This window comes from Methylobacterium sp. WL119, assembly GCF_008039875.1.
Classification (GTDB): Bacteria; Pseudomonadota; Alphaproteobacteria; order Rhizobiales; family Beijerinckiaceae; genus Methylobacterium.
Genome location: NZ_VRUU01000041.1, coordinates 11986 through 37036, shown reverse-complemented (window position 1 = coordinate 37036; position 25051 = coordinate 11986). Strand labels below are relative to the sequence as shown.

The window sequence follows — 25051 nt, the reverse complement described above, 5'->3', positions numbered from 1 at the left end:
CCCACGCGGCGGAACGCAAGGAGGTCCTCCTTGCCCGTGGATCGGTGATGCCGTCCGATCGACGGAGGGCGTCGCCGTTTCCTTCGACGCGCGGATCGTTCCCGTTCCGCGATCGAAAAGTGCCCGATGAACAAGACTTCGCTCACGCGCCGCAACCTCGTGCTCGGCAGCGCCGCCCTCGGCGCGCTCGGGGTGGGCTGGCCGCTCGCCGCGCCCGGCGCCCTCGCCCAGGGGGGCTCGGCGCCCGGCGGCAAACCCGCGGGCACCCTGACCTACAGCATCTCGATGTCGGACCTGCCGCTCACCACCGGGCAGCCGGACAAGGGCGCGGGCGGCTACCAGTTCACCGGGCTGACCCTCTACGATCCGCTGATCGCCTGGGAGCTCGACGTTGCGGACCGCCCCGGCAGGATGGTGCCCGGCCTCGCGACGTCCTGGGAGAGCGACCCGGCCGACCGCAAGAACTGGACGTTCCACCTGCGCGACGGGGTGAAGTTCCACGACGGCTCGGCCTTCGATGCGGACGCGGTGATCTGGAACTTCGACAAGGTGCTCAACAAGGAGGCGCCGCACTTCGACCAGCGCCAGGCCGCCCAGGTGAGGCCGCGCCTGCCCGGCGTGGCGTCGTATCGGAAGCTCGATGCGATGACCGTGCAGGTGACGACGAAGACCGCCGACAGCCTGTTCCCCTACCAGATGCTGTGGTTCCTGATCTCGTCGCCGGCCGGGTTCGAGGCGGCCGGGCGCGACTGGTCGAAGTTCGCGTTCCAGCCTTCCGGGACCGGGCCTTACAAGATCGGCCAGCTCCAGCCCCGCGTCCGCCTCGAGCTCGTGGCGAACGAGGCCTACTGGAACCCCAAGCGCGCCCCGAAGCTCGCCAAGCTGACGCTGGCCTGCGTGCCCGAAGACCTCGCCCGCGTGAACGCGCTCCTGTCGGGCAACGTCGACCTGATCGAATTGCCCGCGCCCGACGCCGTGCCGCGTCTGAAGGCCGCCGGCATGCGGATCGTCGGCAACGACACGCCGCATGTCTGGAACTACCACCTCTCGATGGTCGAGGGCTCGCCCTGGCGCGACATCCGCCTGCGCAAGGCCGCCAACCTCGCGATCGACCGCGACGGCGTGGTGCAGCTGATGGGCGGCCTGGCCGCCCCGGCCGTCGGGCAGGTGCAGGCGTCGAGCCCGTGGTTCGGCAAGCCGACCTTCCAGATCAAGACCGACGTCGCGGCGGCCAAGACGCTCGTGGAGGAGGCCGGCTTCTCGGTGAAGAACCCGGTCAAGGCGACGATCCTGATCCCCACCGGCGGCACCGGGCAGATGCTGTCCCTGCCGATCAACGAGTTCATCCAGCAGAGCTGGGCCGAGATCGGCATCCAGGTCGAGTTCAAGACCGTCGAGCTGGAGGTCGCCTATACCGGCTGGCGCCAGGGCGCGGCCGACCCGAGCCAGAAGGGCGTCTCGGCCGGCAACATCGCCTACGTCACCTCCGATCCGTTCTACGCGATCCTGCGCTTCTACGATTCGCGCCAGATCGCCCCGAACGGCGTGAACTGGAGCCACTGGAAGAACGCCGAGGTCGATGCGCTCTGCGACAAGGTCAAGGCCAGCCTCGACCCGGCGGAGCAGGACAAGCTGCTGGCCCGCATCCACGAGATCGTGGTCGACGAGGCGGTGCAGGTCTGGGTCGTGCACGACACCAACCCGCACGCGCTCTCGCCGAAGGTGAAGGGCTACACCCAGGCCCAGCACTGGTTCCAGGACCTGACGACGCTGGCGTGATGGGGCGGCGCGGGTTTCCTTCGCTACCGGATCGCGCAGCAGATGCGTGACGGGTACTCCCTCCCCCGCAGAGGGGGGAGGGAAGAGCGTGGTCAGGGATGCGGGGTCGGCGATGCGCCGGCCCCCTGCCCCACCCCGTTAAAGCCGCTCGACCTCGGCCGTCTCGCCCGCCAGCCGCACCAGCACCTGCCGCAGCCAGCGGTGGGCCGGGTCGTCGTCGTAGGAGGCGTGCCACAGCATCGAGACCGAGACCGCGTCTAGCTCCACCGGCGCCGGGCTCACCGTCAGCCCGAGCGCGTCGGCGAAGTAGGTGGCGAGCCGCGCGTGCATCGTCGTGATCACCGGGGCGGCGCGTACCAGGAACGGCACCACCAGGAACCGCGGCGTCGTCAGCGCCAGCGTCCGCGCCCGCCCGAGCTTGGCCAGCGCGTCGTCCACGACACCGTGGGCGGTCTCGCGCAGGCTGGTGAGGATGTGCGGGAAGCGGAGGTAGTCGTCCAGGGAGATCGGCGGCGCGAGCCCGACCTGGCCGGCGTCGAACAGGCAGACGTAGGTGTCGCGGTAGAGCAGGCGCTGCTTGTGATGGGTCTGCCCCTCGAACCCGAAGCCGATGGCGAGGTCGACCCGGTCGGCGTCGAGCTCCTCCAGGATGTGCGTGCGGTCGACCGAGCGCAACAGCAGGCGGATGCCCGGCGCCTCGGCGCGCAGGTAGCCGAGTAGCCGGGGCCCGAGCAGGACCTCGGTGCTGTCCGGCAAGCTGACCGTGAAGGTCCGCTCGGTCGTGGCCGGATCGAACGCCGCCTCGCGCCGGACGATCGCCTGGATCTGCCGCAGGGCCGCGCGGACGGGCTCGGCCAGCGCCAGGGCGCGTGGCGTCGGCCGCATGCCGTCGGGGGCGCGGGTCAGCAGCTCGTCGTCGTACAGCCGGCGCAGGCGGGCGAGGCTCGAGCTCATCGCCGACTGGCCGATGCCGATGCGAGCCGCGGCGCGGGTCACGCTGCGCTCGGCCAGCATCGCGTCGAGGGCGACGAGCAGATTCAGGTCGATGCGGCTAAGATCGATGTGATCGATAGTCATCAGCGATACGATCGGTTTGATCCATGCTGCACTGCAGAACATATTCGTGACCAAGGCAAGGGCATCGGGCCCTTGGCAGCACGAAGGTCACACGATCATGTCCATCAAGACTCGCAGCCGCACCGTCGCCCTCGCGGCCATCGTCGCCCTCACCGCCGGCCTCGGCAGTGCCGGCGCAGCCGAGATCAAGCCGGCCGCGGCCGGCAGCGTCGACCTCGGGACCCTGTCCGGCGTCGCCTACTACACCGCCGAGCCGAAAGGGTATCGCGTCGTCGTCACCCTGGCGCCGCGCGCCGCAGCCCCCGCCGTCCGCTTCGAGACGGTCCTGGCCGACGACCAGAGCGTGACGCTCTCGACCCCGCGCCCGGCCGACTCGCCCGCCGAGACGATCGAGATCAGCCGCGTCGGCGACCGCATCCTGGTCCAGCCCTCCCGGACCAAGGCCGTCACGCTGGAAGCCGCGGCCGTCGACTGAGCGCTCTGGGCATGCCCGGCCGTGCCGACCCTCCCGGCCTCGCGACGAGGCCGGGAGCCGGCAGACGCCGTCAGGCCGGATCATGGAGCCGCCGACCGGACGACGCGCGCGCCACCTCCGCGCGGACATGCTCGCGGAACAGCCGGACCCGCGCCGGCAATTCGCGCCCCGCGAGGCTGACCGCCCGGAGCGTCCCGCCGCGGCTCGCCCAATCGGGCATCACCGGAACCAGCGTGCCGGCGCCCAGCGCCTTCGCGGCGACGAGGCTCGGGATGTGGCCGATGCCGACGCCGGCCAGCGTCAACCGCAGCACGGTGGCGAAATCCGTCGCCCGCACCACCGGGCGCACGTCGATCAGCGCCTCGCGCCCGAGCCGGTCCGACACCGCGATCTGCGAGGCGCCGACGCGCTCGCGCGAGAACACCACGTCGTGGTCGCAGAGCCCGGCGAGGTCGGCCGGAGCCGGCTTCCGAGCGAGATAGGCCGGGGCGGCGTAGAGGCCGATCGTCAGCTCGGCGAGGATCGGCGCCATGTAGCCGCTGTCCGGATGCGCGCCGCCGAGCCGCAGGGCGAGGTCGACGCGGTTGGCGGCGAGGTCCAGCCGGTTGTCGGTGATCAGCATTTCGATGGTGATCTGCGGGTAGCGAGCGCGGAAGCTCGCCACGAGATCGGGCAGCACCTCGACGCCGAAATCGATGGAGGCGGTGACGCGCAGGTGCCCGCGCGGTTCGGTGCGCGCGCCGCGCGCCGTCTCCAGAGCCTCGTCGAGGAGCGCAAGGCTCTCCTGGGCGCGGGCGTGGAAGACCAGCCCGTCGGCTGTCGGCGAGACCGCGCGCGAGGTTCGCGCCAGCAGCGTCACGCCGAGCACCGCCTCCAGTCGCGAGACGCGGCGGCTGACGCTGCCCTTGGTCTCGCGCACGAAGGCCGCCGCCTGGGTCACGCTGCCGAGGTCGACCACCGCGCAGAAGGCACGCACGTCGTCGAGATGCCCGGTGAAGGTTTCCGGAATCGCAACCATGCGTCTCCGGTTACCGCGCTTCCGCACCGCTGGGAAGCGGCCTATCTCGGCGCCTCCGAACGGCGCATCCCGCCGTGCCAGCGAGCCCGGAGCTCTTCGTGAAGCCCTTCAGCCCCTCCGCCCTGTCGATCGCACTCATGCTCGCCGCCGCCCCGGCGCTGGCGCAGACACCGCCGACCCGCGACCCGGCCCAGATCCAGGCCGGCGCCTACGCGGTCGATGCCGGCCACACCCAGGTCGGGTTCACCGTGTCGCACATGGGCTTCTCGAACTATTCCGGCGGGTTCTCCGAGGTTTCGGGCACTCTCGACCTTCAGCCGAAGAGCCCGGCTCAGAGCAGCCTCAAGATCACGATTCCCGTCGCGTCGGTCACCACCACCAGCACCAAGCTCACCGACGAGCTGAAGGGCGACCAGTGGCTCGACGCGACCAAGTACCCGGAGATGACCTTCGTCTCGACCAAGGTCACGCCCGAGGGCAAGGACAAGGCCAAGGTCGCCGGCAACCTGACGCTCCACGGCGTGACCAAGCCGGTAACCCTCGACGTGACCCTGGTCGGCGCCGGCGTGAACCCGCTGAGCAAGAAGTACACGGTCGGCTTCGACGCCAAGGGCACGATCAAGCGCTCGGAATTCGGCGTGAAGACCTACGTGCCGCTGATCGGCGACGAGCTGCACCTCACCATCGCCGGCGCGTTCGAGCGCACCGAATAGGCCCAAGCCGCGCACGACCGCCGGCCCCGAGATCGCGATGCCAGGAACGACCATGCCCGAGGCCGTGGCCCCTGCCCCGCTCCGGTACACCCGCGTCGCGATCGCCTTCCACTGGGCGATCGCGGCCCTGGTGCTCGCGCTCCTCGGCATCGGCCTCGCGATGACGCATGCGGACCTGGCGCCGATGCGCCGGTTCCAGCTCTACCAGTGGGACAAGTCGGTCGGCATCACCGTGCTCGTGCTGTCGCTGCTCCGGCTCGGCTGGCGCGCCTTCCACAGGCCCCCGCCCCTGCCGGCGGCGATGCCGGCCCTGGAGCGGGCCGCGGCGCATCTCGCCCACGGCGTGCTCTACGCGCTGATCATCGCGATGCCCCTGGTCGGCTGGGCGCTGGTCTCGGCCTCGCCGTTCAACATCCCGACGGTCCTGTACAGCGTCGTGCCCTGGCCGCATCTGCCGATCGTCACGGACCTCCCGAACAAGGCGGCGGTCGAGGCCGGATTGAAGCTGGTCCATGCGTCCGGCGCCTGGTTCCTGATCGCCCTTCTCGGGCTGCATGCCGGCGCCGCCCTGCGGCACCATTTCGTCCTGCGGGACGACACCCTGCGGGGGAGGCTGCCGTCGCTCGGCCCCACCCGCCGCGAGGTTTCGCCCCGATGACGTATCGCCTGCTGCTCGCCGCCGCGATCCTCGCCGCACCCGCCTGCGCCGAGGCCGCGGATTGGGCCGTCGACCCGGCCTAGAGCCGCCTCGGCTTCTCGGGGGTTCAGGTCGGCGTCCCGTTCAAGGGCCGCTTCAAGCGCTTCGAGGCCGAGATCGCCTTCGACCCGGCCGCCCCGGAGACCGGGCATGCGCTGGTGACCGTCGACCTCGCCAGCGCCGAGACCGGCGACGTCCAGCGCGACGAGGCCCTGTCGCAGGCCGACTGGTTCGCCACCAAGGCGACGCCTCAGGCCCGCTTCGAGGCGAGGCGCTTCGTGCCCAGGGGCGGCGACGCCTACGAGGCCGTCGGCAGCCTCACGATCCGCGGCATCCGCCACGACGCGACCCTGCCCTTCCGCCTCACCCTTGCCGGCGATGCCGCTCACGCCACCGGGCATCTCGATCTCGTGCGCACCGATTTCGGCGTCGGGCAGGGGCCGTGGGCGTCGGGCCAATGGGTCGCCCTCGAGGTCGGCGTCGACCTCGATCTCGTGGCGCGCCGGAAGGACGGTGCGCGCTAGGATCGCGATGCTCGAAGTGCCGGCTGCCTGCGACCTCGGCCGGCACGCTGCCGGTCGTCCTTCGCCGAGCCGGAGCCATTTCCGAGCCGACGCGGCCGAGGCCGCGCCGAACGAAGCCGAAGGCGCGAATGACCGGCGGCGCAAGGGCGCAGCCGGTCAGGATCTCGGCGCGACCGCGCTCGTCGACTAACGGCGATCACCGATCGCGAAACGTCGTCGCCCGGTCGCCCTCGAGCGGGCCCTTGGACCCCGGGACCAAGCCGCTGTCGATCAGCCAGAGGGCCAGCGCCGCGGCTGCGATCAGCGTCGCCAGCGATCCGAGCCGTCCGATATGCCGGCGCGTTACCAGCATCACCACGAGGATGCCGAGGAAGGCCAGCAGAAGCACGGTCATCAGCATGGGCCTATCCTTCGGATGGAGGTGCACTCCGGGAGCCTGCCGGGTCCGGAGACGCCCTCATGCGGAGCGGCCCTTCGACCTCATCGCGGCGGATCCGACATCTCGCGCCTCGGTGCCGGCTGCGACCTCCTCATGGCCGCGGCGCCGCGGGTGGGGTTGCCGGCGTCGTACCGGGCTGCGTCGGCGCCTGTGGGTTCGGAGGCGCCGGCGCCGGCTGCCCGGGCCCGGCCGGCGGAACACCAGGGCCGGTCTGCAATGTCTGGTCGGCCTTCGTCTGGATCTGATCGGCGGTCTGCTGGGTGATCAAGCCGTAGGACACGGCGACGGCCAGGGCGACGGCGAGGATCGCCCCGATGATCGTCTTCGCGAGCCTGCTCTGCATGAAAGCCTCCCCGGGTCCGACGCCCCTACGCAGCTTCCTTGCGCGTGACCACCAGGGCCCAGATCGTTGCCGGGATCCAGCCGATGACGGTGATGTGGAGGAGGATGCACAGGATGCCCTGGATCACCTTCCCGCGCAGGAACATTGCCAGCCACGGCGCCAGGAAGCAGATGATGATCATGACCATGGCGCGTCGCATCCCCAGACGATGTCGGCGGGTGCACGGCGTCGGCAATGCTGCCCCGCACACTCAGGCTGTTTCAGCCCGATTTGTTCCGACTCAGGCTCGCCCAAGCGGCGTGGGCGCGGTGAGAGAGCCTGTCGCAACGGTTGGCGTGCTTTGTCGTTTGACCGACCGTCGCGGATCGGCGCGGCAACATCGCGCTTCTCTTCGGGCTGCTCCTCCTGCCGCTGATCGGCACCACGGGGCTCGCCATCGATTACGGGCAGCTGCTCACCGCCCGGACCACCTGCCAGACCGCCGCCGACGCCGCCGCCCTCTATGCCAGCGGCGTCGCCAAGGCGCTGATCCAGCAATCGGACGGCAGCGCCGCTTCGGTCGCGTCCGCCAAGACCGAGGCGCAGACCCGTGCGACGGGCCTGTTCAACGCGCACGTGGCGCGGATGACCAACGTCATCGCGACGGGCGGAACCGTGACCGTCGCCAAGGTCGGCCAGCGCATCGACGCGCTGGCGACGTTCAACGTCGCGACCAGGACGTCGTTCGGCGGCATCTTCGGCGTCCGGAGCATGAATGCCTCCGGCTCCGCGAAATCCTCGGCCTCGATGCCGCTCTATACCGATCTCTACATGGCTCTGGACGTGTCGCATTCGATGGGCCTCGCCTCGACCACGGCGGGAGCCAAGAGCCTCTTCACCCTGATCAAGACGATGGAGAGGAACGCCGGCAACTCGGGCGCCACGGGCTGCGTCTTCGGCTGTCACGTCGTGCAGACCGGCAGCAGGCTGGCGAGCAGCTATCAGTCCATCGCCGGCAGCGCCGTTCCACCGATCACCCTGCGCATCGACGTCCTGCGCAATGCCGTGAACAAGACGATCTCCACGGCCCAGAGCGACGCCCTCGCCGCCGGCACCAGCAACTACCGGATCGCGCTCTACACGACGGGCCTCTCATCCGCGAACGGAACGACCTACAGCCTCAATCAGCTGGCGACGCTCAGCTCGAACTGGAACAGCCTGTCGGCCGCGGCGGCGAACATCGACCTGGGCCCGAACAACGGTGGCGGAACCGGCGACAGCTACCTCAAGGAGCCGCTGACCGATCTGCTGACTAAGATCCCGACGAGCGGCGACGGAACCAGCCAGGCGACGTCCCGCGCCTACGTCATCATCATCACCGACGGCCTGCGTGACGTGAAGGGTTCCTCCTGCACCTCCGGGCATTGCACCGCGGCGTTCGATCCGGCCGTCTGCCAGAGCTACAACAACAAGAACATCACCGTCGGGGTGATCTACACCACCTACCTGCCGATCCTGGCCGATCCGACCACGGGAAGCTCGGCGCTGGATGGCAACTATCGAAGCCTGGTCCAGCCCTACGTCTCGCAGATCGCGCCGAACCTGCAGGCCTGCTCCTCGCCGGGCTGGTATGCCGAAGCCTCCGGCGGGCCGTCCATCGATGCGGCGCTGGCGAAGATGTTCGGGCAGACGACCATGCAGCCGCAGATCACCAACTGATGCCGACGCGCGGCGCGGACGGGCGTGAAGCCTGGCGCCGCGACCCACGATGCTGCTTCGCGCCTGCGACCGCCGCGGGAACGCACCATCCGCTCATGCCGATCGGTGTCGATTATGACCAAGGGCGCCCGGCGCGCAGACCGATCGACGTGATCTTTCAAGGCTGGTCGAAGAGCTTGTTTCGGGCCCCGCATCAGCGATCGAGCGGGTCGCGGACCGTCCGCTCGCTGAGAGCGCACCCGAATTGATCGCGTCATGCGGCCGGTCGATGCGTGAGAGCGCGACGGAGGGCGAGATCCCGTTGCGAAGGCGTTGCTTCAGGCGATCGTCGATTGCGTCGAGAACGCTATCCGCATCATTGGCGATACGGCCAGCCCGGAACCCGTCATCGCCGGCGCTGGCTCACCCGCCGGGCAGGTGTTCGCGGTTCTGTACGGAATTGGCGCACCCGACACGATTCGAACGTGTGACCTTTGCCTTCGGAGGGCAACGCTCTATCCAGCTGAGCTACGGGTGCTGACCGTGCCGATTTCCTAGCCGATGCCGCTGCGCGGCGCAACGGGGCTGTCGCGGGGTCGAAGGCCGGGGGGATGACGCTCGAAGGGATTATGGCGAGGGCTCCTGCGGCAAAGGTCACACATTCGAATCGTGTCGGGTGGCGCGGGTGATAGAGCAGTCGTCGGCAGTGGTCGGCGATGCGCTTGCAGCTGCGGCGCGCGTGCGGCACTCGATGTGCGCCGCGCCTGTGCCGCGCCTGAGCACCTCGCGGAAGGGCTACGACGGCGTCGGGTTTTCGCTTTCCTGTTCGTGTCGGCAAAGGCGCTCACGCGTTGCGAGCGCGTCGCCAGTTGCCGCGAAGGCGGCGGTGTTATCGAAGATACACCAGCACTCGCGCCCCTGCGCGTTATCCGCAGCCAGTCGCTTAGCAACCGCGTCGAGAGCGGGCGGCTCGTAAGCGGAGTAGTAGATCTTCGGTGAACCGTGCAGTCGGTAGTAGCGGATGCCTTGATAGCCGCCTGGTTCATGTGCGCCGGGCACTGGCGCCGGATCGGCTGACACGCGAGCGATGCGTAGCTCGGCCAGCAACTTGTCGACATCGGGCATGAACCAACTGGCGTGCCTTGGTTCGCACACGACGGTGCCGTCGTAGATGGTTCTGAAGGCGTGCAGGAACCCAGCGCTTGTGTGTGGGTCAAAATGAAGGCTCGGCGGTAGCTGGAGCAGAAGTGCGCCAAGCTTTGGACCAAGCCCAGCAACTTCGTCGAGGAATCGCTGCAGCAGCTCCTCGGCCTGCTCGAGCCGCCGCTCGTGCGAGATCGTGCGCGGAAGCTTCACGGCAAAGCGAAATTGTTCGGGCACGGAAGCTGCCCATCGAGCGTAGGTGCCGACCCGATGGGGACGATAGAACGAGGTGTTAATCTCCGTCGCGTGGAGGCGCCGCGCGTAACGCTCCAGATGGCTCCCGGCTTCGGGAAACGCACCGGCGTATTCCTTTGGGACGTTCCAGCCAGCCGTTCCGATCGCGATCACGCCGACTGCTCCATCGTTTCGCCGAGACACCTGCGCTTCAGGCTCAGTCGCCGCATCTCGGACCGCATTGGTGAACCTCGCCCGGCTCTCTGGTTCCGAAAGAAAATACGGTATGCCAAAGCAGGTCCACGCCGAATCATAAGGACCGTTGCCACGGCGCGCTAAGCGCCGGCAGGGAGGAATGTTCGATGAATCGGAACCCGAGACTCCTCACGCTTGTGTCGATGACCGCTGTGCTGGCTTTCACTGGAGCGAGCTGGGCAAGATCTGTTCCCGAGCAGAAGCCTGGCGATCCGCCGGTCGTGACGAACAATGTCGATCGTCCGGAGACGGACAGCGATGCCGTTCTATCTCTGAAGTCGATGACGATGCCGATCACGGCGACGCCGGTCGACAAGCTGCCGTTAGACAAGCTGCATCTGCCGGACGGCTTCAAACTCGAGGTCTACGCGTCTGGTTTGGCGAACGGACGCACGATGCAGCTTGGCGACAAAGGCACGCTATTCGTCGGAACCCGCATCGCCGGCCGCGTCTATGCGGTGACCGATCGTGATGGCAAACGCGAGGTCAAGATCATCGCTAAGGGCCTGCACCGCCCCAATGGCGTCGCGTTTCATGATGGAACGCTCTATGTCGCGGAAATCTCCAAGATCTCGAAGTTCCCCGACATCGAAGCTAATCTCGATCACCCGCCGGCACCTGTGTCTGTCTACGAGGATTTGCCGAAGGACGAGGCCCACGGCTGGAAGTTCATCAAGGTCGGCCCTGACGGGAAACTTTACGTGCCGGTCGGCTCACCCGGGAACTCACTGATCCCGCCCGACACGCACGCGCAGATCCGCCGAATGGATCTCGACGGCAAGAACGTTGAAGTGGTCGCCCGAGGCGTGCGCAATACGGTTGGCTTCGACTGGAACCCAAAGACGCGTCAACTCTGGTTCACCGACAACGGGCGCGATTGGATCTCGGAGGACCTGCCCAACGACGAGCTGAATGTGCTCGCCGAGCCCGGCAAGCAGCATTTCGGCTTCCCCTACTGCCATCAGGGAAATTTCACCGACCCGGAGTATGGATGGGGTCATTCCTGTGATGAGTTCACGGCGCCTGTGGCGTTGCTGGGCGCGCACACGGCCTCGCTTGGCATGCGGTTTTCCAGTGGCTCGCAGTTCCCGGACGCCTATCGAAACGGCATCTTTATCGCTCAGCACGGGTCGTGGAACCGGACGAAGAAGTCCGGTGGACAGGTGGTTTTTGCCAAGCTCGACGACAGCGGGAAAGTCGTTTCGGTCGAACCGTTCCTTACGGGCTTTCTTGAGAACAACGATCTGATCGGACGGCCGGTCGACGTTCAGGTTGCGCCCGACGGCACGCTCCTGGTGTCTGACGATCTGAATGGTGCGATCTATCGGATCAGCTACGACGCGAATGCGAAGCACGCGTCGCGGTAATCATCGCGCGGGTCGTTCAGATGGGCGACCCGCGTCCTCCATGGATGCCCGATCGAGGGCTTCGCACCCGGGCGCCCGATGCATCGCAGATCTCGTTTGATGCCGACATTTCTCGCGAGCGCTCTTGCTGCGCTGCTCAGTCCGGGGATGGCGTCGGCCGCGTCGCCGTCGATCGAGACCTGCACCGGATGCCACGGCTCCGGCACCTCGCAGTCCGAGGGCGTGCCATCCTTGGGCGGCATGCCCGCGGTCTATGTCACCAACCAGCTATTCATGTTCCGCGAAGGGCAGCGCAAGGCCGATCCTATGAACGCGCTCGCCGAGCCGATGAGCGACGAGGATCTGCAGGCCTACGCTGCCGCGATCGCGGCCCTGCCCAAACCCGTCTCCCAGGGCGAGCCGGGCGAGCCGGCTCGGATGGCGCGTGCCGAAGCCGCGATCGGTAAGCATCGCTGCGCGTCCTGCCACGGGCGTGATCTCGGCGGCGACAAAGGCATTCCACGCATTCTCGGCCAGCGGGAAGAGTATCTCGGCAAGACACTGACCGCCTACAAGACGAGCGATCGGGCAGGGTTCGACCCGCAGATGAACGAGGTAGCCGGCGAACTGAGTGCCGCCGAGATCTCGGATCTCGCCTACGGCATCGCGCACGGCGCCCAGGGTTCGACGCCTCGATAGCCGCTGTTTAATGCGAACGGATGGTGGCGAGTGCTCCTGCGGCAAACGTCACACGTTCGAATCGTGTCGGGTGGCGCGTGCGATAGGTAGTCGTTGGCAGTGGTCGGCGATGCGCTAGCAGACGCAGCTGCCGCGCGCTTGCGGCGCTCGGTGTGTGCCGCGCCTGTGTCGCTTTCATTCAACATGGGAACTGATGCCTTATTACGGCGCCACCTATGCAGTTCGTTGCAACCTCTCGCGCCGTATGTCGGAGCGCTATGCCGCCTGCGATCATCGCCGTCGGAGGATCAGCCATGGGACCGGTCTTCGCACACTCGCGGCCCGGAGAACCAACTGAAGCCTGGGAGCCTCTGGCAGCGCATCTGGCGGTTGTCGCTGACCGCGCGGCGTGCTTCGCGTCGGCGTTCGGTTGGGCGGAAGCGGCCCGCGTCGCGGGTCTGCTGCACGATATCGGCAAGGTCTCGCCCGAGGTGCAGGCTTACCTGCGTGGTCTCGGGCCGAGCCGGGATCATTCGACCGCCGGCGCCCGGGTCGCTGCCGAGACGTTCGGCTGCGGTCTCGGCCGCTTGATCGCGACGATCGTGGCCGGCCACCATGCCGGGCTCGGCGACGGCGCGGATCTCGATCGACGCCTCGATCGAACGCTCACGCCGCTCCCGTCCTATGCCAGCTGGGAGCGGCATGCGACGGCTTTGCCGACGCTCGCGGCCCTGAGGCCTTCACGTCGGTTCGTCGAGACCACGGCGCCGGGCTTCAGCCGTGCCTTTCTCACGCGGATGCTGTTCTCCTGCCTCGTCGATGCCGACTTCCTCGAGACCGAGCGGTTCTACGCGCGCGGGAAGACCGTCGCGCGGGGCGGTCATCCCGATCTCGTCGCCCTGCGTGGTCGCCTGGCCGCCCACATGGCTCGGATCCGGGCCGGTGCGGAGGCGACCACGGTGAACACCGTGCGGGCCGCGGTGCTCGACTATGCGCTGTCGCGCGCCGCGCTCGCGCCGGGACTATTCACCTTCACCGTGCCCACCGGTGGCGGCAAGACGCTCGCCTCCCTCGCCTTCGCGCTGGAGCACGCCGCGCAGCATGGTCTGCGCCGGGTCATCCACGTCGCGCCCTTCACCGCGATCATCGAGCAGACGGCAGCGGTGTTCCGCGACGCGCTCGGCGCTGATGCCGGCGTGCTGGAGCACCATGCCAGCTTCGACTGGGAGGCCCCCGCCGATCGCGCGCGCGACGGTGGCTGGGGCACGGACCCGGTCTCCCGCCTGCGCAGGGCCGCCGAGAATTGGGATGCGCCGGTGGTCGTTACGACGGCCGTCCAATTCTTCGAAAGCCTGTTCGCCGACCGCACCGCGCGGTGCCGCAAGCTCCACAACATCGCCGGCAGCATCGTCGTGCTCGACGAGGCCCAGGCGATGCCGCTGCGTCTACTCCGGCCGTGCATGGCGGCGATCGCGGAACTCGCGGCCAATTACGGGGCCAGCATCGTGCTCTGCACCGCGACCCAACCGGCTTTGCGGCGCATCGACGGCTTTGAGAACGGATTGCCGATCGATGCGGACCGGGAACTCGCGCCCAATCCGCCACGCCTCTACGCAGCGCTCCGCCGCGTCTCGGTCGAGCGCCTGCCTGAGCCCGTTGCCGACGAGACGATCGCCCGACGCTTCGGGAAGGCGGAACGGATGCTGTGCATCGTCAACAGCCGCGCCCATGCTCGGGCGCTGTTCGACCGCATGCGAGAAATGCCGGGCGCGATGCATCTCTCGACGCTGATGTGTCCCCGCCACCGCCGCATGGTGCTCAACGACGCCCGCACGCGATTGCGGGCCGACGCGCCGACGCGGATCGTAAGCACCTCGCTGATCGAGGCCGGGGTGGATATCGATCTGCCGGAAGTTTGGCGTGCGGCCACCGGCCTCGATGTCCTCGCGCAGGCGGCTGGGCGGTGTAACCGCGAGGGGCGGCTCGCCCTCGGGCGGGTCGTGGTGTTCGAGCCGGCCGAGACCCCGGTGCCGCGCGACCTCCGCCTGCCGTGGGGCGCAGCCGATCCGATCCTGTGCGCAACCGACGACCCGCTGTCGGCTGAGGCCATGCGCAGCTACTTTTCGGAGTTGTATTGGCGCCGCGGGCCCGAGGCGTTCGATGCCGGCCACCTCGACGGATCAGTCTGGCCCATCCTCCCCCACATCGAAGAGCGTGCCGGAAACGGCGCGTTTCCGTTCGCATCAATCGCGAAAACCTTTCGTTTCATCGAGGAAACGATGGAGCCGGTGATCGTGCCCTGGCAGGCGAACCCCGCCGACGACGAGGCTGAAACTCTTCTCCGGAGCATCGCCGCCATGGAAAAACCGCTTGGCGCCGATCTTCGGCGCCTTCAAGCCTACACCGTTCCGATCCCGCCCAGGCTGCGTCTGGCATGGCTGGGGCAAGGCGTCCTTCGGCCGGTGCATACCAGACTGGGCGCGTCTTTGCTGCGGTTGAACGACCTAAAGCGTTACGATCCTTGTGCGGGCCTTCGTCTGGAGGAGGCTTCCGAGCGATCGCCATCGGACAACATCATCGGTTAGACCGGCGGGCCGCGGCCACCCCAGGCTGAGGCGAGATCACGATCGGGCGCGACGTGAAGCGTTGCCCTCGGTAAAAAGGCGTAGAACGCGTTACGGATCATTTGCATCGATCCGCGCGCCCGTGAGAGGGCGACCGGGCGATGGCTACGCCCCTTGCGTGTCGTTGGTTTCGATCCGCGCCCCCGTGAGAGGGCGACCGCCTCCCCAGCGCCGGCCGCATCGGCGGGAGGGGTTTCGATCCGCGCCCCCGTGCGAGGGCGACCAGCCTAACACTGGCCCAACGCAGGATAGAGGAGAGTTTCGATCCGCGCCCCCGTTAGAGAGCGACCCACTTCAATCGTGATGAGCCCCAGCTCCAGCGCGTTTCCATCCGCGCGCCCGTGAGAGGGCGACACGGCCCTAGCCGGCCTCCCCTGACGCAACAAAGGTTTCGATCCGCGCCCGCGTTGAGAGGGCGACCTTCACCGCCGCCGAGACCCGCGCGGAGGAGGCGGTTTCGATCCGCGCCCCCGTGAGAGGGCGACGCGGCATGGCGCGCCAGCACGGCGCCCCGCCGGTGATTCGATCCGCGCCCCCGTGAGAGGGCGACCCCTTCCCCAGCCACACCCCGAACGCAACGCCTGTTTCGATCCGCGCCCCCGTGAGAGGGCGACCAGCGTCCATGGACGCATCCATCTCGTCGCCCATGTTTCGATCCGCGCGCCCGTGAGAGGGCGACGCATCGGCCCCGCCCCTTCCTTCAGACGGAGAGAGTTTCGATCCGCGCCCCCGTGAGAGGGCGACACCATGCTTCCCGTCGTGATCGGTGGCAATGAACCGTTTCGATCCGCGCCCCCGTAAGAGGGCGACCCGGCAACGCGGCGAGCGAAGCCGCCTCGAGCGAGTTTCGATCCGCGCCCCCGTGAGAGGGCGACGGCAGCACGGACTGGGCCGGCATCGCGAGCTGGGAGTTTCGATCCGCGCCCCCGTGAGAGGGCGACACCCGCCGTCGATCGCAACAAGCGACCCGATCGGGTTTCGATCCGCGCCCCCGTGAGAGGGCGACCGGGGGCGTCATGGTCCACCCGGCTCATCGCGGCGTTTCGATCCGCGCCCCCGTGAGAGGGCGACTGTTGCTTGTCCGCGCGTTCCTCGATCTTTGGATGTTTCGATCCGCGCCCCCGTGAGAGGGCGACGGCCCGCCCGGCGCCCTCTCCGGCCAAGGGAGGGTTTCGATCCGCGCCCCCGTGAGAGGGCGACGTCGTCCGTTATCTTGACGAGGCAGAAGCGCTCGTTTCGATCCGCGCCCCCGTGAGAGAGCGACTAGCAGGTAGAGGCCGAGCCAAGACGTAACCCAGTTTCGATCCACGCCCCGTGAGAGGGCGACTTGCTACCCCAGCCGAGGACGTGCCGGCGGAGCGGGTTTCAATCCGTGCCCCGTGAGTGGGCGACTCGGCAACAACGCCGCACTGCGCACAGGCGCGGAGGTCTCGATCCGCGCCCCGTGAGTGGGCGACCTTGGCCTTTCACGCCTTCACAAACTGCCAACGCGTCGCGATCAGCGCGCCCGTGAGAGAACGACCAGCGCGGTCTCAGATCTACGACAGGCCGTTCATGGAGTGGCACTACCGCTCGATGATCTCCACCCCCTCCGGTAGGCCCTCGCGGTCGATCGTGATCGCATAGTCCGAGATGCTGCGTGCCACCGGCCAGTTGTCGATCTCCTGCGCGCCGATCTCCCGACGTTCGCCCTGATGCGCGCGCCACGTCTTCACCCGGTCGAACAGTGCGTGGGCGTGCGCATTGCCAAGCGCCGAGGCGTGGCGGAAGATCACGAGTTTTCGCGTGGCCATCTCGCCGCGGGCCGCCGAGCGGTCGTGCTCGAACATTGCGCTGAGCGCCTCGAACAACAGGTCGAGGTCGGCGTCCGAGAAGCCGGTGCCCTTCACTGGGTGCGAGGCCAGGGGCGCCGAGACGAATCCGTGGGCGCGGTAGAGCCCGTAGGGCACGATGTGCTTGCGCCCCATTGTGCGGCCGCCCTTGGATTCCGCGTCGGCTTCGGTGGTGGCGGCGAGTCGGGTGATGGAGATCTCCAGCGGCAGCACCGGCTCGACCGAGCGCGCGAAGGCGATCTGCACCGGCCCGCGAACCTGGCCCGCGTTGACGCCCGTGGTCATCACCGCGCCAAAGGTGCGGATGTCCCAGAAGTTGGCGCACATCCAGCGCGTCAGCGCGCGGCCTTTGTCGGCGTCCTTGGGAGCTTTCTTGAGGTCATCCGCCTTCGTGACCTCAGGCATCACCGCAGCCCAGGCACGCTTGTGCTCAACGTTGAGCGTCGCGCCGTCGCGCATGTAGATCTCGTGGCCGGGCGCGTCGGCACGGGCGAGCGCCACGTAGTTCCGGATCTTACGTTTGAGGGCGACGTCGGAGACCAGGCCCTGATTGGTTTCGGGGTCGAGCCGGGGCAGGTTTCCGGCGTCCGGGTCGCCATTCGGGTTGCCGTTAATTACGTCGAAGTAGAGCACGAATTCGTGTCGGCGCTGCACGCCCATGGTGTCAGACGTCATCGCCGATCTCCTCGTTGTCGCCCGCCTCCGCCTCGACCGCCGCCTGTAGGGTGGGCCGTCCGGCGAATTGCGCCTGTCGCTGATGGTAGTATCCGATGGCGAACCGCCCCTGCGCCTCGAGCTTGAGCGAGCGCGGCAGCGCCGGCGGCAGGCGCTCGACGATCTCGGCGATCTCGCGCTCGATCCAGCCGTCTTTGCGCTCTTTGCGCAGCTTGCCCATGTGGTTCTGGGCGCCGCGCAGTAGCAGCGGGAACACGCCGGCCGGCGTCGCCGAGGCGGCCCCGAAATAGCGGTCGCGGATCGAGGCGTTAACGGGCCCCAGGGCGAGGCGCTGGGCGGTTTCCAGAGCGGCGAACAGGCGCCCGAGCTGGTAGGCGGCGTGGGGGTCGTCCTTGGCGAGGCTCACCGGGATATCTCCTGTCTGATCACGGACGAGGCAGGCGCGGATGGCCGCCGCATGCCAACCGGTCGCGGGGTCGTCGCCCGCCCGGAGGCGTGTGATCGCCGCCGCGAGCCAGGTCCGCGGGTAGCGGCCACCGCCGAGCACGGCACGGGCGACCTCGCCGGCGAGCAACGGCGGGACGTTCTCGTATTTCTCCTGCAGAGCCGTCGTCCTGACCAACAGGCGGGCGATCGACGGCGCTCCGCCCCAGCCGCGCGGGAGGGGTTCGAGGCGCAGGTTCGCATGGTGCCGTGCGAGCCGTTGGGCGAAGCTCTCGAAGGTGTCGTCGAGCCAATAACGCACCGAAAGCCGGGCGGCGTTCGGGGCGAGGCCGAGGACGTGGAAACGCGTGCCCGCGACAACACTCGGCACGATCTCGGCGACGGCGCGCCCGGCTGCGACCGCGTCCAACGCATCGCGTAGCTTGGCGGCCTCCTGATCGTCCGCGGGCGCCGGCGCGAACATCTGGCCGAACCAATCCTCGGCCGCCGCGGCTTGCGCCTCGCCGACCGCCTCCGAGGTGTCGGCCCAGAACACAACGGTGGCATCGCCGATCGGCCGGGCGAGGCGATTGCGGCTGCCGCGGTCGAGCATCCGGTTCAGTGCTGCGCCGTAGCGGAAGGCGACGGCCTCGCCAACGGGGGCGTTGGCGCCCTGCACCTTCCCATAGGAGGTGAAGGCATCGAGGTTGAACGAGACGAGCGCTGCGCCCGAGGATTGCGCCCCGGCGACGCCCTTGATCGACGGATGGAGCCGAGCGGCGTTCGCGGGAAGTCCGGTGACGAGGCAGACGGTCGCGCCGCCCGCCGGCCCGTCGGCGACTGCAATGAGACGGCGCGCAGCGTCCCGCTGGTGGAGATAGGCGTGCTCGCTCCCGAGACGGAATACGAGGTTGGCGTCGAGGAGGTCGGCGCCGTGCGAGAGCGCGTCGAGGTTCGCCGGATCCCATCGGTCGAGGAAGCGCGCGAGGGCCAGGAGCCCGGGATCGTCCGAGTTCGCCAGCAGGTCCCGATGTAGGGCTTTGAAGGCTTCATGCTCCTCGGCGGTGCGACGGCCCGGCCCTGCCGTCCGCCCGAGCACGTAGGCCGACTTGTCCCAGAGCCGATTCGGGACGATCGCCACCGTGCGTTTGACGGCGGCTGGCACCTCCATCAGGCGCGGCTGCGGCTTGCGACTAGAATGATCGCGCAGGTCGAGGATGTCGACCACGTCGCCGTCTGGCGACAGGGTCAGGCAGAAACCGATCTTCTCGCGCGAGAAGCCGGGCGCCTCCGCCTCGCCGCGTTCGGCCATGCGCGTGTAGTAGCGGTCCAGCGCCTGCAGCACCGTCATGACACGGTGCCGTCGGAAAGGCAGGCGTCGACATCGAGGATGCCGGCCCGCAGCCGCGCCCGGAAGAACGTGGAGGCGCGCTCCGGCCCGACGATGTCGTGGAGCATAAAACCGAGGTCGCGCTCGCGCGGTTCGGGCGGAAAGGCGCTCTCCGGCAGCGGAGCTTCGGTCGGGATCAGCGCGAAGTCGGCGGGGAATTCGCGCGTGCCAAGGCACGGGCGATGGAAGCACTGTCCCGCCGCCGCGCGCCGGTTGAACATGCTGAGATACTTGGCCGGGGTGTCGTCGGGACCGGCCTTGTCGGTCAAGACGAAATGCGCGGCGATGACGTAGTCGACATCGACCAGCAGCGTGGTGGCGCGCTGTTGCCGGTGGTCCTCAACGACGAGGCCAAGACCGTCGGCCGAGCCGGCCCGCATGGCCCGCTCGGCAGTTGCGGACGAGATTTTCGCGCCGACCTCATTGCGTCGCAACGCCTGGAATCGGATCGGCTTGAGGACGTGGATGCGCTCGATCACCCAGCGGATCTGCGGCTTCCACAGCACAGCCTCGAGGATGCCCCGGGCGGCGGACGGCGTCATCACATCATAAGAGACGCGCTCCACCTTCATCTCAGGCCGCGTAAAACACGCTCGCTCGCCCCAGACGCGAAGCCGAATGCCGAAGCTCACCTATCGATCCCCGTCACGGAGGCGGGCCGATCGTGGGCTGGGTCGTTGCGCGCTCTCGATACAGATCCGCAACATCCGGCTTTCCCCGCCAGCAACCTCAACGCGATTTTGCGCGACGATAGCGACCATGAGCTCGGCTTGCGAGCGGACAGACATGCGTGCGGGTTGGAGCGCCGAGACCGTGATCATTCTGCAACTTCTGAACGTCGCTGCGGAGGCCGTGGAACTGGGGCTGCTCTACAAAAGCCCATAAACAAGATGCGCCCGAGTGGCTGGGGCAGGTCTTCGACGACGTTAGGACGACGCGGCTCATTGAAGTGATTGATGAGCTCGACCGGAGTGCCGTGGCGTAGGAGCCCATAAGGTCCCGAAGCGACCCTACGTGGAGTCTTTGCGGTCCCACCGACCCGCCGAACCGCCCACGTTTCATCATCGAGCGCTCAGATCGGCGAGCCGCCTCGGTTCCAGAATCAACAAAATCAATGACTTATCGGAAAGTTCATTTTGCTACGAAAACGCCTCCCCCAACTCGCTATAGAATATGTGTCAGGCTCCTCTGAGCCATGGCGCGCTCGATCCGAGCATCAGAGCAGGCAGATGCAAAAGAATTCACGCACGAGCATCGAGAGCATCCTCGTGATCGAACAGGTGTTCGCGGACCTCAAGTTCAGCTGGGAACAGGAGATGATGCGTCTCGCACTGGCCGCGTATTATCGCCAGGGTGGAACGGAATTTCCCGCTCCCGAGTGTTCAAGGATCGCGAAGGTCCGCGGCACTTACTACGCCTACATCGGCAACAAGGCAGGCAAGCTGGCTGTTTATCGCATCCGGGGTGAGCGGAGCTTCGCTCGTCAGGCTCGTTCATGGCCTAAGGCTATCGCAACGCCTGGCGACCGGGAGAATTTTACATCGTCGACTCTTGCCGTCTCTGTCGATCATTTCTTGCTGTCTTTGAGTGAAACTAAGCACTGATCTCGCAGGCCGCAGATCTTAACGCCTAGCTGGACCGCTAGCCTACGAACTTCCTAGCGGCTTCGAACCTCGGCGCTCGAAAAATCAACCGCCATTATGCGGAACGCCGCTCGCTGGTCGCTATAACGACTTCAGCACGGCGCCGCGCTCTCAAATCCCTCAGAAGGAACCCACAGATGACCCATTCGTCTGGCAGCACCCCCATGCGTATTTTCGACCAGCTCGATCCACTAGTGCTTCATCAGCGCGCAGAACTTATTCTCGAAGCCGCCTCACATATGTCACCACAGTGCTGGGCTGCAGAGCGCATTCTCGCGAACTTTAAGTGGTTTGACTATCGATTCCTCTCGCCGGTCCAGGCAACGAATCTCTTTGTCGAAGAATATATCCTGGTATATCGCCAGAAGTGGGGAGAGAATTTCGACACTGTTGCGGCAAGTAAGAAGCGAGCTACTGCTGCTGGCGGCCTCTTTCATAGCCGCAAGGAATTTAGCGAGTTTTGGAACGCTCGTGCGCACGCTGACTTACTGGGGGTTACTTACAGGCTCTACATCTGGACCGCGATGGAGACCGCGCTTCGTCGGGCTAAGCAGCAGCGTCTGTTGAGGGCCGGGCAGATGCGTCGGGCGGACTGCGTGGTGGCTATTGAAAAGCGGTCGGAGGAGGAACTTACCGGCGCCTGCTGGTTCTCCGAGTTTCCACACTATCGCATGGAGAACGATCACGCTCTGCCGGACCAGACCGCGCATCAGGAACATATTGCTCGTGCGGCTCGGATGCGGACTAACGGGTCCATCGCGATCGGTATGGCCATCGACAATGCACGTGTCTTGTCGGTCGATAAGGCTACCGCATTTTACGGAGCGGAGTTCGTCGCGACCGCTCGGGAGAGGTCTGCCGGCTTGGGAGCTGTGGCGCCGATCAAGGCACTCCCGGTTGAGCAGCTCATCCCGTCGTGTTTCGGCCTACCGGCTCCTTTGAATTCCGCAGCGGAGCGGTGCAATCGGTGCCCACTCGTCGCGCAGTGTCAGCCGGTCACGGATCGTCTCCTCGAAGATGTAGCCGCCCGGTATGGCTCGACGAACCCTGTGCTTGAACACCGTAGGCGGTCTGCAAAGAATCGCGCACGCCGCTTCCGCGAGAACAAGCGCTTAGTGGCGGCGTCTGCCAATCCGGACGCGATCATCGAGATCGAGGCTGCATAAGCGACCGGGACATCGCAGACTCTCTGGTGCTTGGAAGCCCTCCGGGTTCGACCGGAGGATTTCCGTCACACGCCGTAACGGGCTCTATAATTTAGGCCTCTCAAAAATGAAGCCAAAACAATGGAAAACGTTACGGGACGCCCAGCTCTCGCTGGGGTTCCAATCGATTAGAAGACCGGTCGATGATGATCATCCGGTCGTTCTAAGTTGGTGTCCGGCTGCCAAGGACAGACTCCGGCTTCTTGTGAGCTCGTCAGGCACTCCCTACACGCTGCTCCGGTTCTTCTAGGACTTCCATGCTGTGGCGGAAGAGCCACCTCGACTCATCCCAGACGCGCTGCGAGATCGGCAGCCCTCAGGTGCGTGTAGCGCTGGAGCATGCGCAACTCCCGGTGCCCCGAGATCGACGCGACCTCGACGACGTTGAACCCCTTCTCGAATAGGCGGGACACCGCCTCGTGCCGGAGATCATGCAGGTGTAGATCAGATAGCCCCACACGTCGCGTTAGGCGCTCCCAGGCGAGCCTGACAGTGTTGGGGGCAGCTGAGAACACCGTCGCGTCCTCGCCCGTCCTGAGCTTCCTGAGCGTATCCACCGCGCGGGTAGAGAGCGGCACGTCCCGGCTCGTTCCGTTCTTCGTCATCGGAAGGTGCGCAACACGCCGATCGAGATCGACATGCTCCCATCGGAGCGCCAGCAGCTCGCCTCGGCGCATGCCAGTCTCAATAGCCAGCACGATCAGTGGGTGAAGATAGGGAGTGCGCCCCCTGTCTGCGGCAGTGAGTAGAAGCACCTCTTCGTTTCCCTCGAGGCGACGGGTGCGCCCCTTCGGCGGTGACGGGCGGCGCACGAGTTTGCATGGATTCTGTGCGATGTGGATGTTCCACTCGCGACGAGCGGTGTCGATTGCATGCGAAATCGTGTTCAGCTCCCGGATCACGGTCGCTGCTGCCACCATCTTGAGGCGCTCGTCGCGGTAGGCAGCGAGATCTGCCGTCGAGAGCATGGTCATCGTCCGAAAGCAGACCGAGCGACGGAGGATCGCGTTGATCCGAGCAATTTCCGTAATGGCGCTGCGCTTTGTGGGCGAGACCTCGTCCCGGTAGCGCGTCAGGAGCTCCGCGAGCGTCATGCTCTCAGCTGGTCGCATGTCGGGGAGCGCACCGTTACGGTCCAGCTCAGCTTCCAAGCTGCGAGCCCAACGTTCTGCGTCGCTCTTTGCGTCGAAGGACTTCGAACGGGGCTGCATCCCCTTGCGGCGGACAGCGGCCTGCCAGCGTCCTCGAAGTTTCCTGATAGTCGCCATCGCAGCTGCGCCTCTCGTTTGAGCGCTGCACTCAAGGACGCCGCGGCAGGATCATCAAGGACTTTTCCTGTGATCGACGAAGATAGACAACGTCTCCTAAGGATGCCGAGCCACAAGGATGATCGCACCGACCCGGTTCGACCAACTTAAGCCACCAAATTCGCATTACTATTTTGTATGTGAGAGGAGATTTCATTTCTCCTGAAGCGCCACTTACATCGGACGCACCGTCGTATATTGGATCTATCCTGCGTCGCCTGACGTTGCTTGCAGGGCGCGATCCTCTCTGTGCGACGTCTCTCTGACGCTCTTATGCGCTGAAAGCTCTCTGTGACGCTCTCATGCGATTTGCACGATCTGAGCGCCTTAGACGATCTCTCGCTGGGTCTCTTGAGGGGTTCTTTTCGATCGCTCGATCGCATGTCTCATCGGATGAGACATTTTCCACAAAACGAGTTCGCATTGGATTTGAATGGGACAACGAGGGGACATCCAGGTGACATCGGTGAGACATTTGCCCCTAAGAATGTCTCATCGGTCGATAGTTCGCATTGGCTCCCGGATGGACATCGTCGTGACAGCGGTAGGACATGGATGTCTCATCCGGGACATGGCCTGTAAGCCTGATGGATCGTAGGCCTGGCCTAGGCCTGAACGGACCTGGCCTCGCTCTTACCAGGCCCAGTCGCGGTAGATGTCGATGCCTGGCACGGTTACGTTGGCGAAGGAGCTAACGCCGACAGCCGAGAAGCACTCGTCCTCCCATGGCTTGTTGGCGATGGGCATCCCCTTGAAGCGCACGCACTCGTAGCAGCCGTAGCGCTTCTCGACCTTCACACTCGTTCCCTTAGAGAGCTTGATGCAGAGGCTGCCGGTGCTCCGTGGGTTGCTGGGGTCCGAGCGGGCGCGGAACTGCTCCCAGCCCTCGCACTGATCGCCGGGATGGGCGGTGTTGGTGATCTAAGGGTGAGGCCGTCGTAGACGGCGACGTTCTGGCAGCTGAACTGTGTGGCCTTTATAATGTGCGGTCCGGGGTTCTTGGCGCACTTGGTCGGTGGGGCTCCCTGGTCGGCTGCCGTGGTCAGGATGAGGGCTGTAAGTATGTTCTTCATGCTCGCTGTCTATCGAAAGACAACGTCGGCGCAGGTGGCGCCGATACAGCCTTCCGCAATCAAACTCGGGACCTTAGCGGCGTCCCGGTCGGTGATTACCTAGCACTTCGTAAAAATTCATAGATGCAACATGCCGCCCATCCGCATCGTAGACCTCCACCATCCACCCTGAACAGTCGCGCGGCGCGCGGCTGAGAATCACGTCCAGCGCGACGCGCTCGGTGGGAACCCGCATCAGCGCCCAGGTCGGGCGCCGCTTTCCTATGCAGGAACGCTTGGTGAAGAGTGTGACAGCTTGTCCGTGTTGGAGAACGTCGATCTGGTGTGTGACCGGTGAAGCACTCTCATTTCAGTCATCCACTCTCCTAGCTTCGTCCATCGCCGTTTCGCACTTCGGGTGCGAACCGTCATGCCGAACTTGCAAACGCTAAAACTGTCGATCATACCCCGTGAGACAAATGAGATAGATCCTACTGATTAA

General features: G+C 66.4%; 22 protein-coding genes, 1 tRNA gene, 1 pseudogene and 1 CRISPR repeat array. Of the genes and pseudogenes, 12 read left to right on the top strand and 12 right to left on the bottom strand.

From position 1 onward, the window contains the following. Positions 1-126 precede the first annotated feature (126 nt). Positions 127-1779 (top strand): ABC transporter substrate-binding protein, encoded by a 1653-nt coding sequence (locus FV227_RS15650; protein WP_147859406.1) that lies wholly within the window; start codon positions 127-129, stop codon positions 1777-1779. 138 nt (positions 1780-1917) lie between these two features. On the opposite strand, the gene FV227_RS15645 is transcribed toward FV227_RS15650, so the two are convergent. Next, positions 1918-2856, bottom strand: coding sequence for a LysR family transcriptional regulator (locus tag FV227_RS15645; RefSeq protein WP_147727088.1), 939 nt, complete (start codon positions 2854-2856; stop codon positions 1918-1920). Positions 2857-2953: 97 nt separating this feature from the next. Here FV227_RS15645 and FV227_RS15640 point away from each other — a divergent pair, with 97 nt between their 5' ends. Further along, a complete protein-coding gene (locus tag FV227_RS15640; RefSeq protein WP_147727087.1) occupies positions 2954-3331 on the top strand; it encodes a hypothetical protein in 378 nt (125 codons plus the stop codon). A gap of 70 nt (positions 3332-3401) precedes the next feature. On the opposite strand, the gene FV227_RS15635 is transcribed toward FV227_RS15640, so the two are convergent. Then, the gene (locus tag FV227_RS15635; RefSeq protein WP_147843372.1) at positions 3402-4349 is read right to left on the bottom strand and encodes a LysR family transcriptional regulator; all 948 of its coding nucleotides are present in this window, start codon (positions 4347-4349) and stop codon (positions 3402-3404) included. 137 nt (positions 4350-4486) lie between these two features. On the opposite strand from FV227_RS15635, the gene FV227_RS15630 reads away from it, so the two are divergent. The 4 genes and pseudogenes from FV227_RS15630 (at position 4487) to FV227_RS15615 (ending at position 6473) form a co-directional block, all read left to right on the top strand. Next, the gene (locus FV227_RS15630; RefSeq protein WP_147859412.1) at positions 4487-5062 is read left to right on the top strand and encodes a YceI family protein; all 576 of its coding nucleotides are present in this window, start codon (positions 4487-4489) and stop codon (positions 5060-5062) included. 52 nt (positions 5063-5114) lie between these two features. Beyond that, a complete protein-coding gene (locus FV227_RS15625) occupies positions 5115-5720 on the top strand; it encodes a cytochrome b (RefSeq protein ID WP_147859405.1) in 606 nt (201 codons plus the stop codon). A 98-nt stretch (positions 5721-5818) separates the two neighbouring features. Next, positions 5819-6283, top strand: a pseudogene (locus tag FV227_RS15620) (YceI family protein); the annotation flags it as partial. Positions 6284-6290: 7 nt separating this feature from the next. Next, on the top strand, positions 6291-6473 hold the full coding sequence (locus FV227_RS15615; protein ID WP_147727084.1) for a hypothetical protein: 183 nt from the start codon (positions 6291-6293) through the stop codon (positions 6471-6473). A 6-nt stretch (positions 6474-6479) separates the two neighbouring features. Here the strand turns inward: FV227_RS15615 and FV227_RS15610 are convergent, their stop codons facing one another. From FV227_RS15610 to FV227_RS15600, 3 genes are all read right to left on the bottom strand, one after another. Continuing rightward, the gene (locus tag FV227_RS15610; protein ID WP_147727083.1) at positions 6480-6683 is read right to left on the bottom strand and encodes a hypothetical protein; all 204 of its coding nucleotides are present in this window, start codon (positions 6681-6683) and stop codon (positions 6480-6482) included. Between the two features lie 130 nt (positions 6684-6813). Further along, positions 6814-7065 (bottom strand): hypothetical protein, encoded by a 252-nt coding sequence (locus FV227_RS15605; protein WP_147727082.1) that lies wholly within the window; start codon positions 7063-7065, stop codon positions 6814-6816. 25 nt (positions 7066-7090) lie between these two features. Then, entirely contained in the window at positions 7091-7252 is a 162-nt protein-coding gene (locus FV227_RS15600) for a YqaE/Pmp3 family membrane protein (protein WP_187274833.1), read from the bottom strand. A 437-nt stretch (positions 7253-7689) separates the two neighbouring features. On the opposite strand from FV227_RS15600, the gene FV227_RS15595 reads away from it, so the two are divergent. Further along, positions 7690-8763, top strand: a complete 1074-nt coding sequence (locus FV227_RS15595) for a hypothetical protein (protein ID WP_246686536.1) — start codon at positions 7690-7692, stop codon at positions 8761-8763. A gap of 440 nt (positions 8764-9203) precedes the next feature. Here the strand turns inward: FV227_RS15595 and FV227_RS15590 are convergent. Together FV227_RS15590 and FV227_RS15585 are read right to left on the bottom strand one after the other, a co-directional pair. Continuing rightward, positions 9204-9280 (bottom strand) — tRNA-Arg (locus FV227_RS15590). Positions 9281-9537: 257 nt separating this feature from the next. Next, the gene (locus FV227_RS15585; RefSeq protein ID WP_246686537.1) at positions 9538-10293 is read right to left on the bottom strand and encodes a DUF72 domain-containing protein; all 756 of its coding nucleotides are present in this window, start codon (positions 10291-10293) and stop codon (positions 9538-9540) included. 368 nt (positions 10294-10661) lie between these two features. On the opposite strand from FV227_RS15585, the gene FV227_RS15580 reads away from it, so the two are divergent. From FV227_RS15580 to FV227_RS15570, 3 genes are all read left to right on the top strand, one after another. Beyond that, positions 10662-11741 (top strand): PQQ-dependent sugar dehydrogenase, encoded by a 1080-nt coding sequence (locus FV227_RS15580; protein ID WP_147859411.1) that lies wholly within the window; start codon positions 10662-10664, stop codon positions 11739-11741. A 99-nt stretch (positions 11742-11840) separates the two neighbouring features. Continuing rightward, positions 11841-12419, top strand: coding sequence for a c-type cytochrome (locus FV227_RS15575; RefSeq protein ID WP_246686538.1), 579 nt, complete (start codon positions 11841-11843; stop codon positions 12417-12419). Between the two features lie 293 nt (positions 12420-12712). After that, a complete protein-coding gene (locus FV227_RS15570) occupies positions 12713-14983 on the top strand; it encodes a CRISPR-associated endonuclease Cas3'' (RefSeq protein WP_147859402.1) in 2271 nt (756 codons plus the stop codon). 103 nt (positions 14984-15086) lie between these two features. Then, positions 15087-16543: a CRISPR direct-repeat array (repeat unit 31 nt; unit sequence GTTTCGATCCGCGCCCCCGTGAGAGGGCGAC). 44 nt (positions 16544-16587) lie between these two features. On the opposite strand, the gene cas7c is transcribed toward FV227_RS15570, so the two are convergent. Genes cas7c through cas5c form a run of 3 tightly spaced genes read right to left on the bottom strand, consistent with a single transcriptional unit; the run spans position 16588 to position 19974 of the window. Then, positions 16588-17514 (bottom strand): type I-C CRISPR-associated protein Cas7/Csd2, encoded by a 927-nt coding sequence (gene cas7c / locus FV227_RS15565; protein ID WP_147859401.1) that lies wholly within the window; start codon positions 17512-17514, stop codon positions 16588-16590. Positions 17515-17518: 4 nt separating this feature from the next. Beyond that, positions 17519-19303: a type I-C CRISPR-associated protein Cas8c/Csd1 gene (gene cas8c / locus FV227_RS15560; RefSeq protein WP_147859400.1), complete on the bottom strand. Its 1785-nt coding sequence runs from the start codon at positions 19301-19303 to the stop codon at positions 17519-17521. Next, positions 19300-19974: a type I-C CRISPR-associated protein Cas5c gene (gene cas5c, locus FV227_RS15555; protein WP_147859399.1), complete on the bottom strand. Its 675-nt coding sequence runs from the start codon at positions 19972-19974 to the stop codon at positions 19300-19302. The genes cas8c and cas5c overlap by 4 nt, the downstream gene beginning before the upstream one ends. 597 nt (positions 19975-20571) lie before the next feature. On the opposite strand from cas5c, the gene FV227_RS15550 reads away from it, so the two are divergent. Next, positions 20572-20946, top strand: a complete 375-nt coding sequence (locus FV227_RS15550; RefSeq protein ID WP_147859398.1) for a hypothetical protein — start codon at positions 20572-20574, stop codon at positions 20944-20946. 176 nt (positions 20947-21122) lie between these two features. Continuing rightward, positions 21123-22151, top strand: a complete 1029-nt coding sequence (locus FV227_RS15545; RefSeq protein ID WP_147859397.1) for a hypothetical protein — start codon at positions 21123-21125, stop codon at positions 22149-22151. Positions 22152-22474: 323 nt separating this feature from the next. On the opposite strand, the gene FV227_RS15540 is transcribed toward FV227_RS15545, so the two are convergent. After that, positions 22475-23284 carry a site-specific integrase gene (locus FV227_RS15540; RefSeq protein ID WP_348642517.1) on the bottom strand — a complete coding sequence of 270 codons (810 nt, stop codon included), beginning with the start codon at positions 23282-23284 and terminating at the stop codon, positions 22475-22477. A gap of 846 nt (positions 23285-24130) precedes the next feature. Next, entirely contained in the window at positions 24131-24295 is a 165-nt protein-coding gene (locus FV227_RS29075; RefSeq protein ID WP_187274831.1) for a hypothetical protein, read from the bottom strand. Positions 24296-25051 lie beyond the last annotated feature (756 nt).

Bases quoted from the DNA above. Each gene is read 5' to 3' on its own strand.
- FV227_RS15575 (WP_246686538.1), top strand. From the start codon at position 11,841: ATGCCGACATTTCTCGCGAGCGCTCTTGCTGCGCTGCTCAGTCCGGGG.
- FV227_RS15580 (WP_147859411.1), top strand. From the start codon at position 10,662: ATGCCGATCACGGCGACGCCGGTCGACAAGCTGCCGTTAGACAAGCTG.
- FV227_RS15625 (WP_147859405.1), top strand. From the start codon at position 5,115: ATGCCCGAGGCCGTGGCCCCTGCCCCGCTCCGGTACACCCGCGTCGCG.
- FV227_RS15540 (WP_348642517.1), bottom strand. From the start codon at position 23,284: ATGACGCTCGCGGAGCTCCTGACGCGCTACCGGGACGAGGTCTCGCCC.
- FV227_RS15615 (WP_147727084.1), top strand. From the start codon at position 6,291: ATGCTCGAAGTGCCGGCTGCCTGCGACCTCGGCCGGCACGCTGCCGGT.
- FV227_RS15595 (WP_246686536.1), top strand. From the start codon at position 7,690: ATGACCAACGTCATCGCGACGGGCGGAACCGTGACCGTCGCCAAGGTC.
- FV227_RS15605 (WP_147727082.1), bottom strand. From the start codon at position 7,065: ATGCAGAGCAGGCTCGCGAAGACGATCATCGGGGCGATCCTCGCCGTC.
- FV227_RS15630 (WP_147859412.1), top strand. From the start codon at position 4,487: ATGCTCGCCGCCGCCCCGGCGCTGGCGCAGACACCGCCGACCCGCGAC.
- FV227_RS15610 (WP_147727083.1), bottom strand. From the start codon at position 6,683: ATGCTGATGACCGTGCTTCTGCTGGCCTTCCTCGGCATCCTCGTGGTG.
- FV227_RS15650 (WP_147859406.1), top strand. From the start codon at position 127: ATGAACAAGACTTCGCTCACGCGCCGCAACCTCGTGCTCGGCAGCGCC.
- FV227_RS15545 (WP_147859397.1), top strand. From the start codon at position 21,123: ATGACCCATTCGTCTGGCAGCACCCCCATGCGTATTTTCGACCAGCTC.
- FV227_RS15640 (WP_147727087.1), top strand. From the start codon at position 2,954: ATGTCCATCAAGACTCGCAGCCGCACCGTCGCCCTCGCGGCCATCGTC.
- FV227_RS15570 (WP_147859402.1), top strand. From the start codon at position 12,713: ATGGGACCGGTCTTCGCACACTCGCGGCCCGGAGAACCAACTGAAGCC.
- FV227_RS15550 (WP_147859398.1), top strand. From the start codon at position 20,572: ATGCAAAAGAATTCACGCACGAGCATCGAGAGCATCCTCGTGATCGAA.
- cas8c (WP_147859400.1), bottom strand. From the start codon at position 19,303: ATGACGGTGCTGCAGGCGCTGGACCGCTACTACACGCGCATGGCCGAA.
- cas7c (WP_147859401.1), bottom strand. From the start codon at position 17,514: ATGGGCGTGCAGCGCCGACACGAATTCGTGCTCTACTTCGACGTAATT.
- FV227_RS15635 (WP_147843372.1), bottom strand. From the start codon at position 4,349: ATGGTTGCGATTCCGGAAACCTTCACCGGGCATCTCGACGACGTGCGT.
- FV227_RS15645 (WP_147727088.1), bottom strand. From the start codon at position 2,856: ATGACTATCGATCACATCGATCTTAGCCGCATCGACCTGAATCTGCTC.
- FV227_RS15600 (WP_187274833.1), bottom strand. From the start codon at position 7,252: ATGGTCATGATCATCATCTGCTTCCTGGCGCCGTGGCTGGCAATGTTC.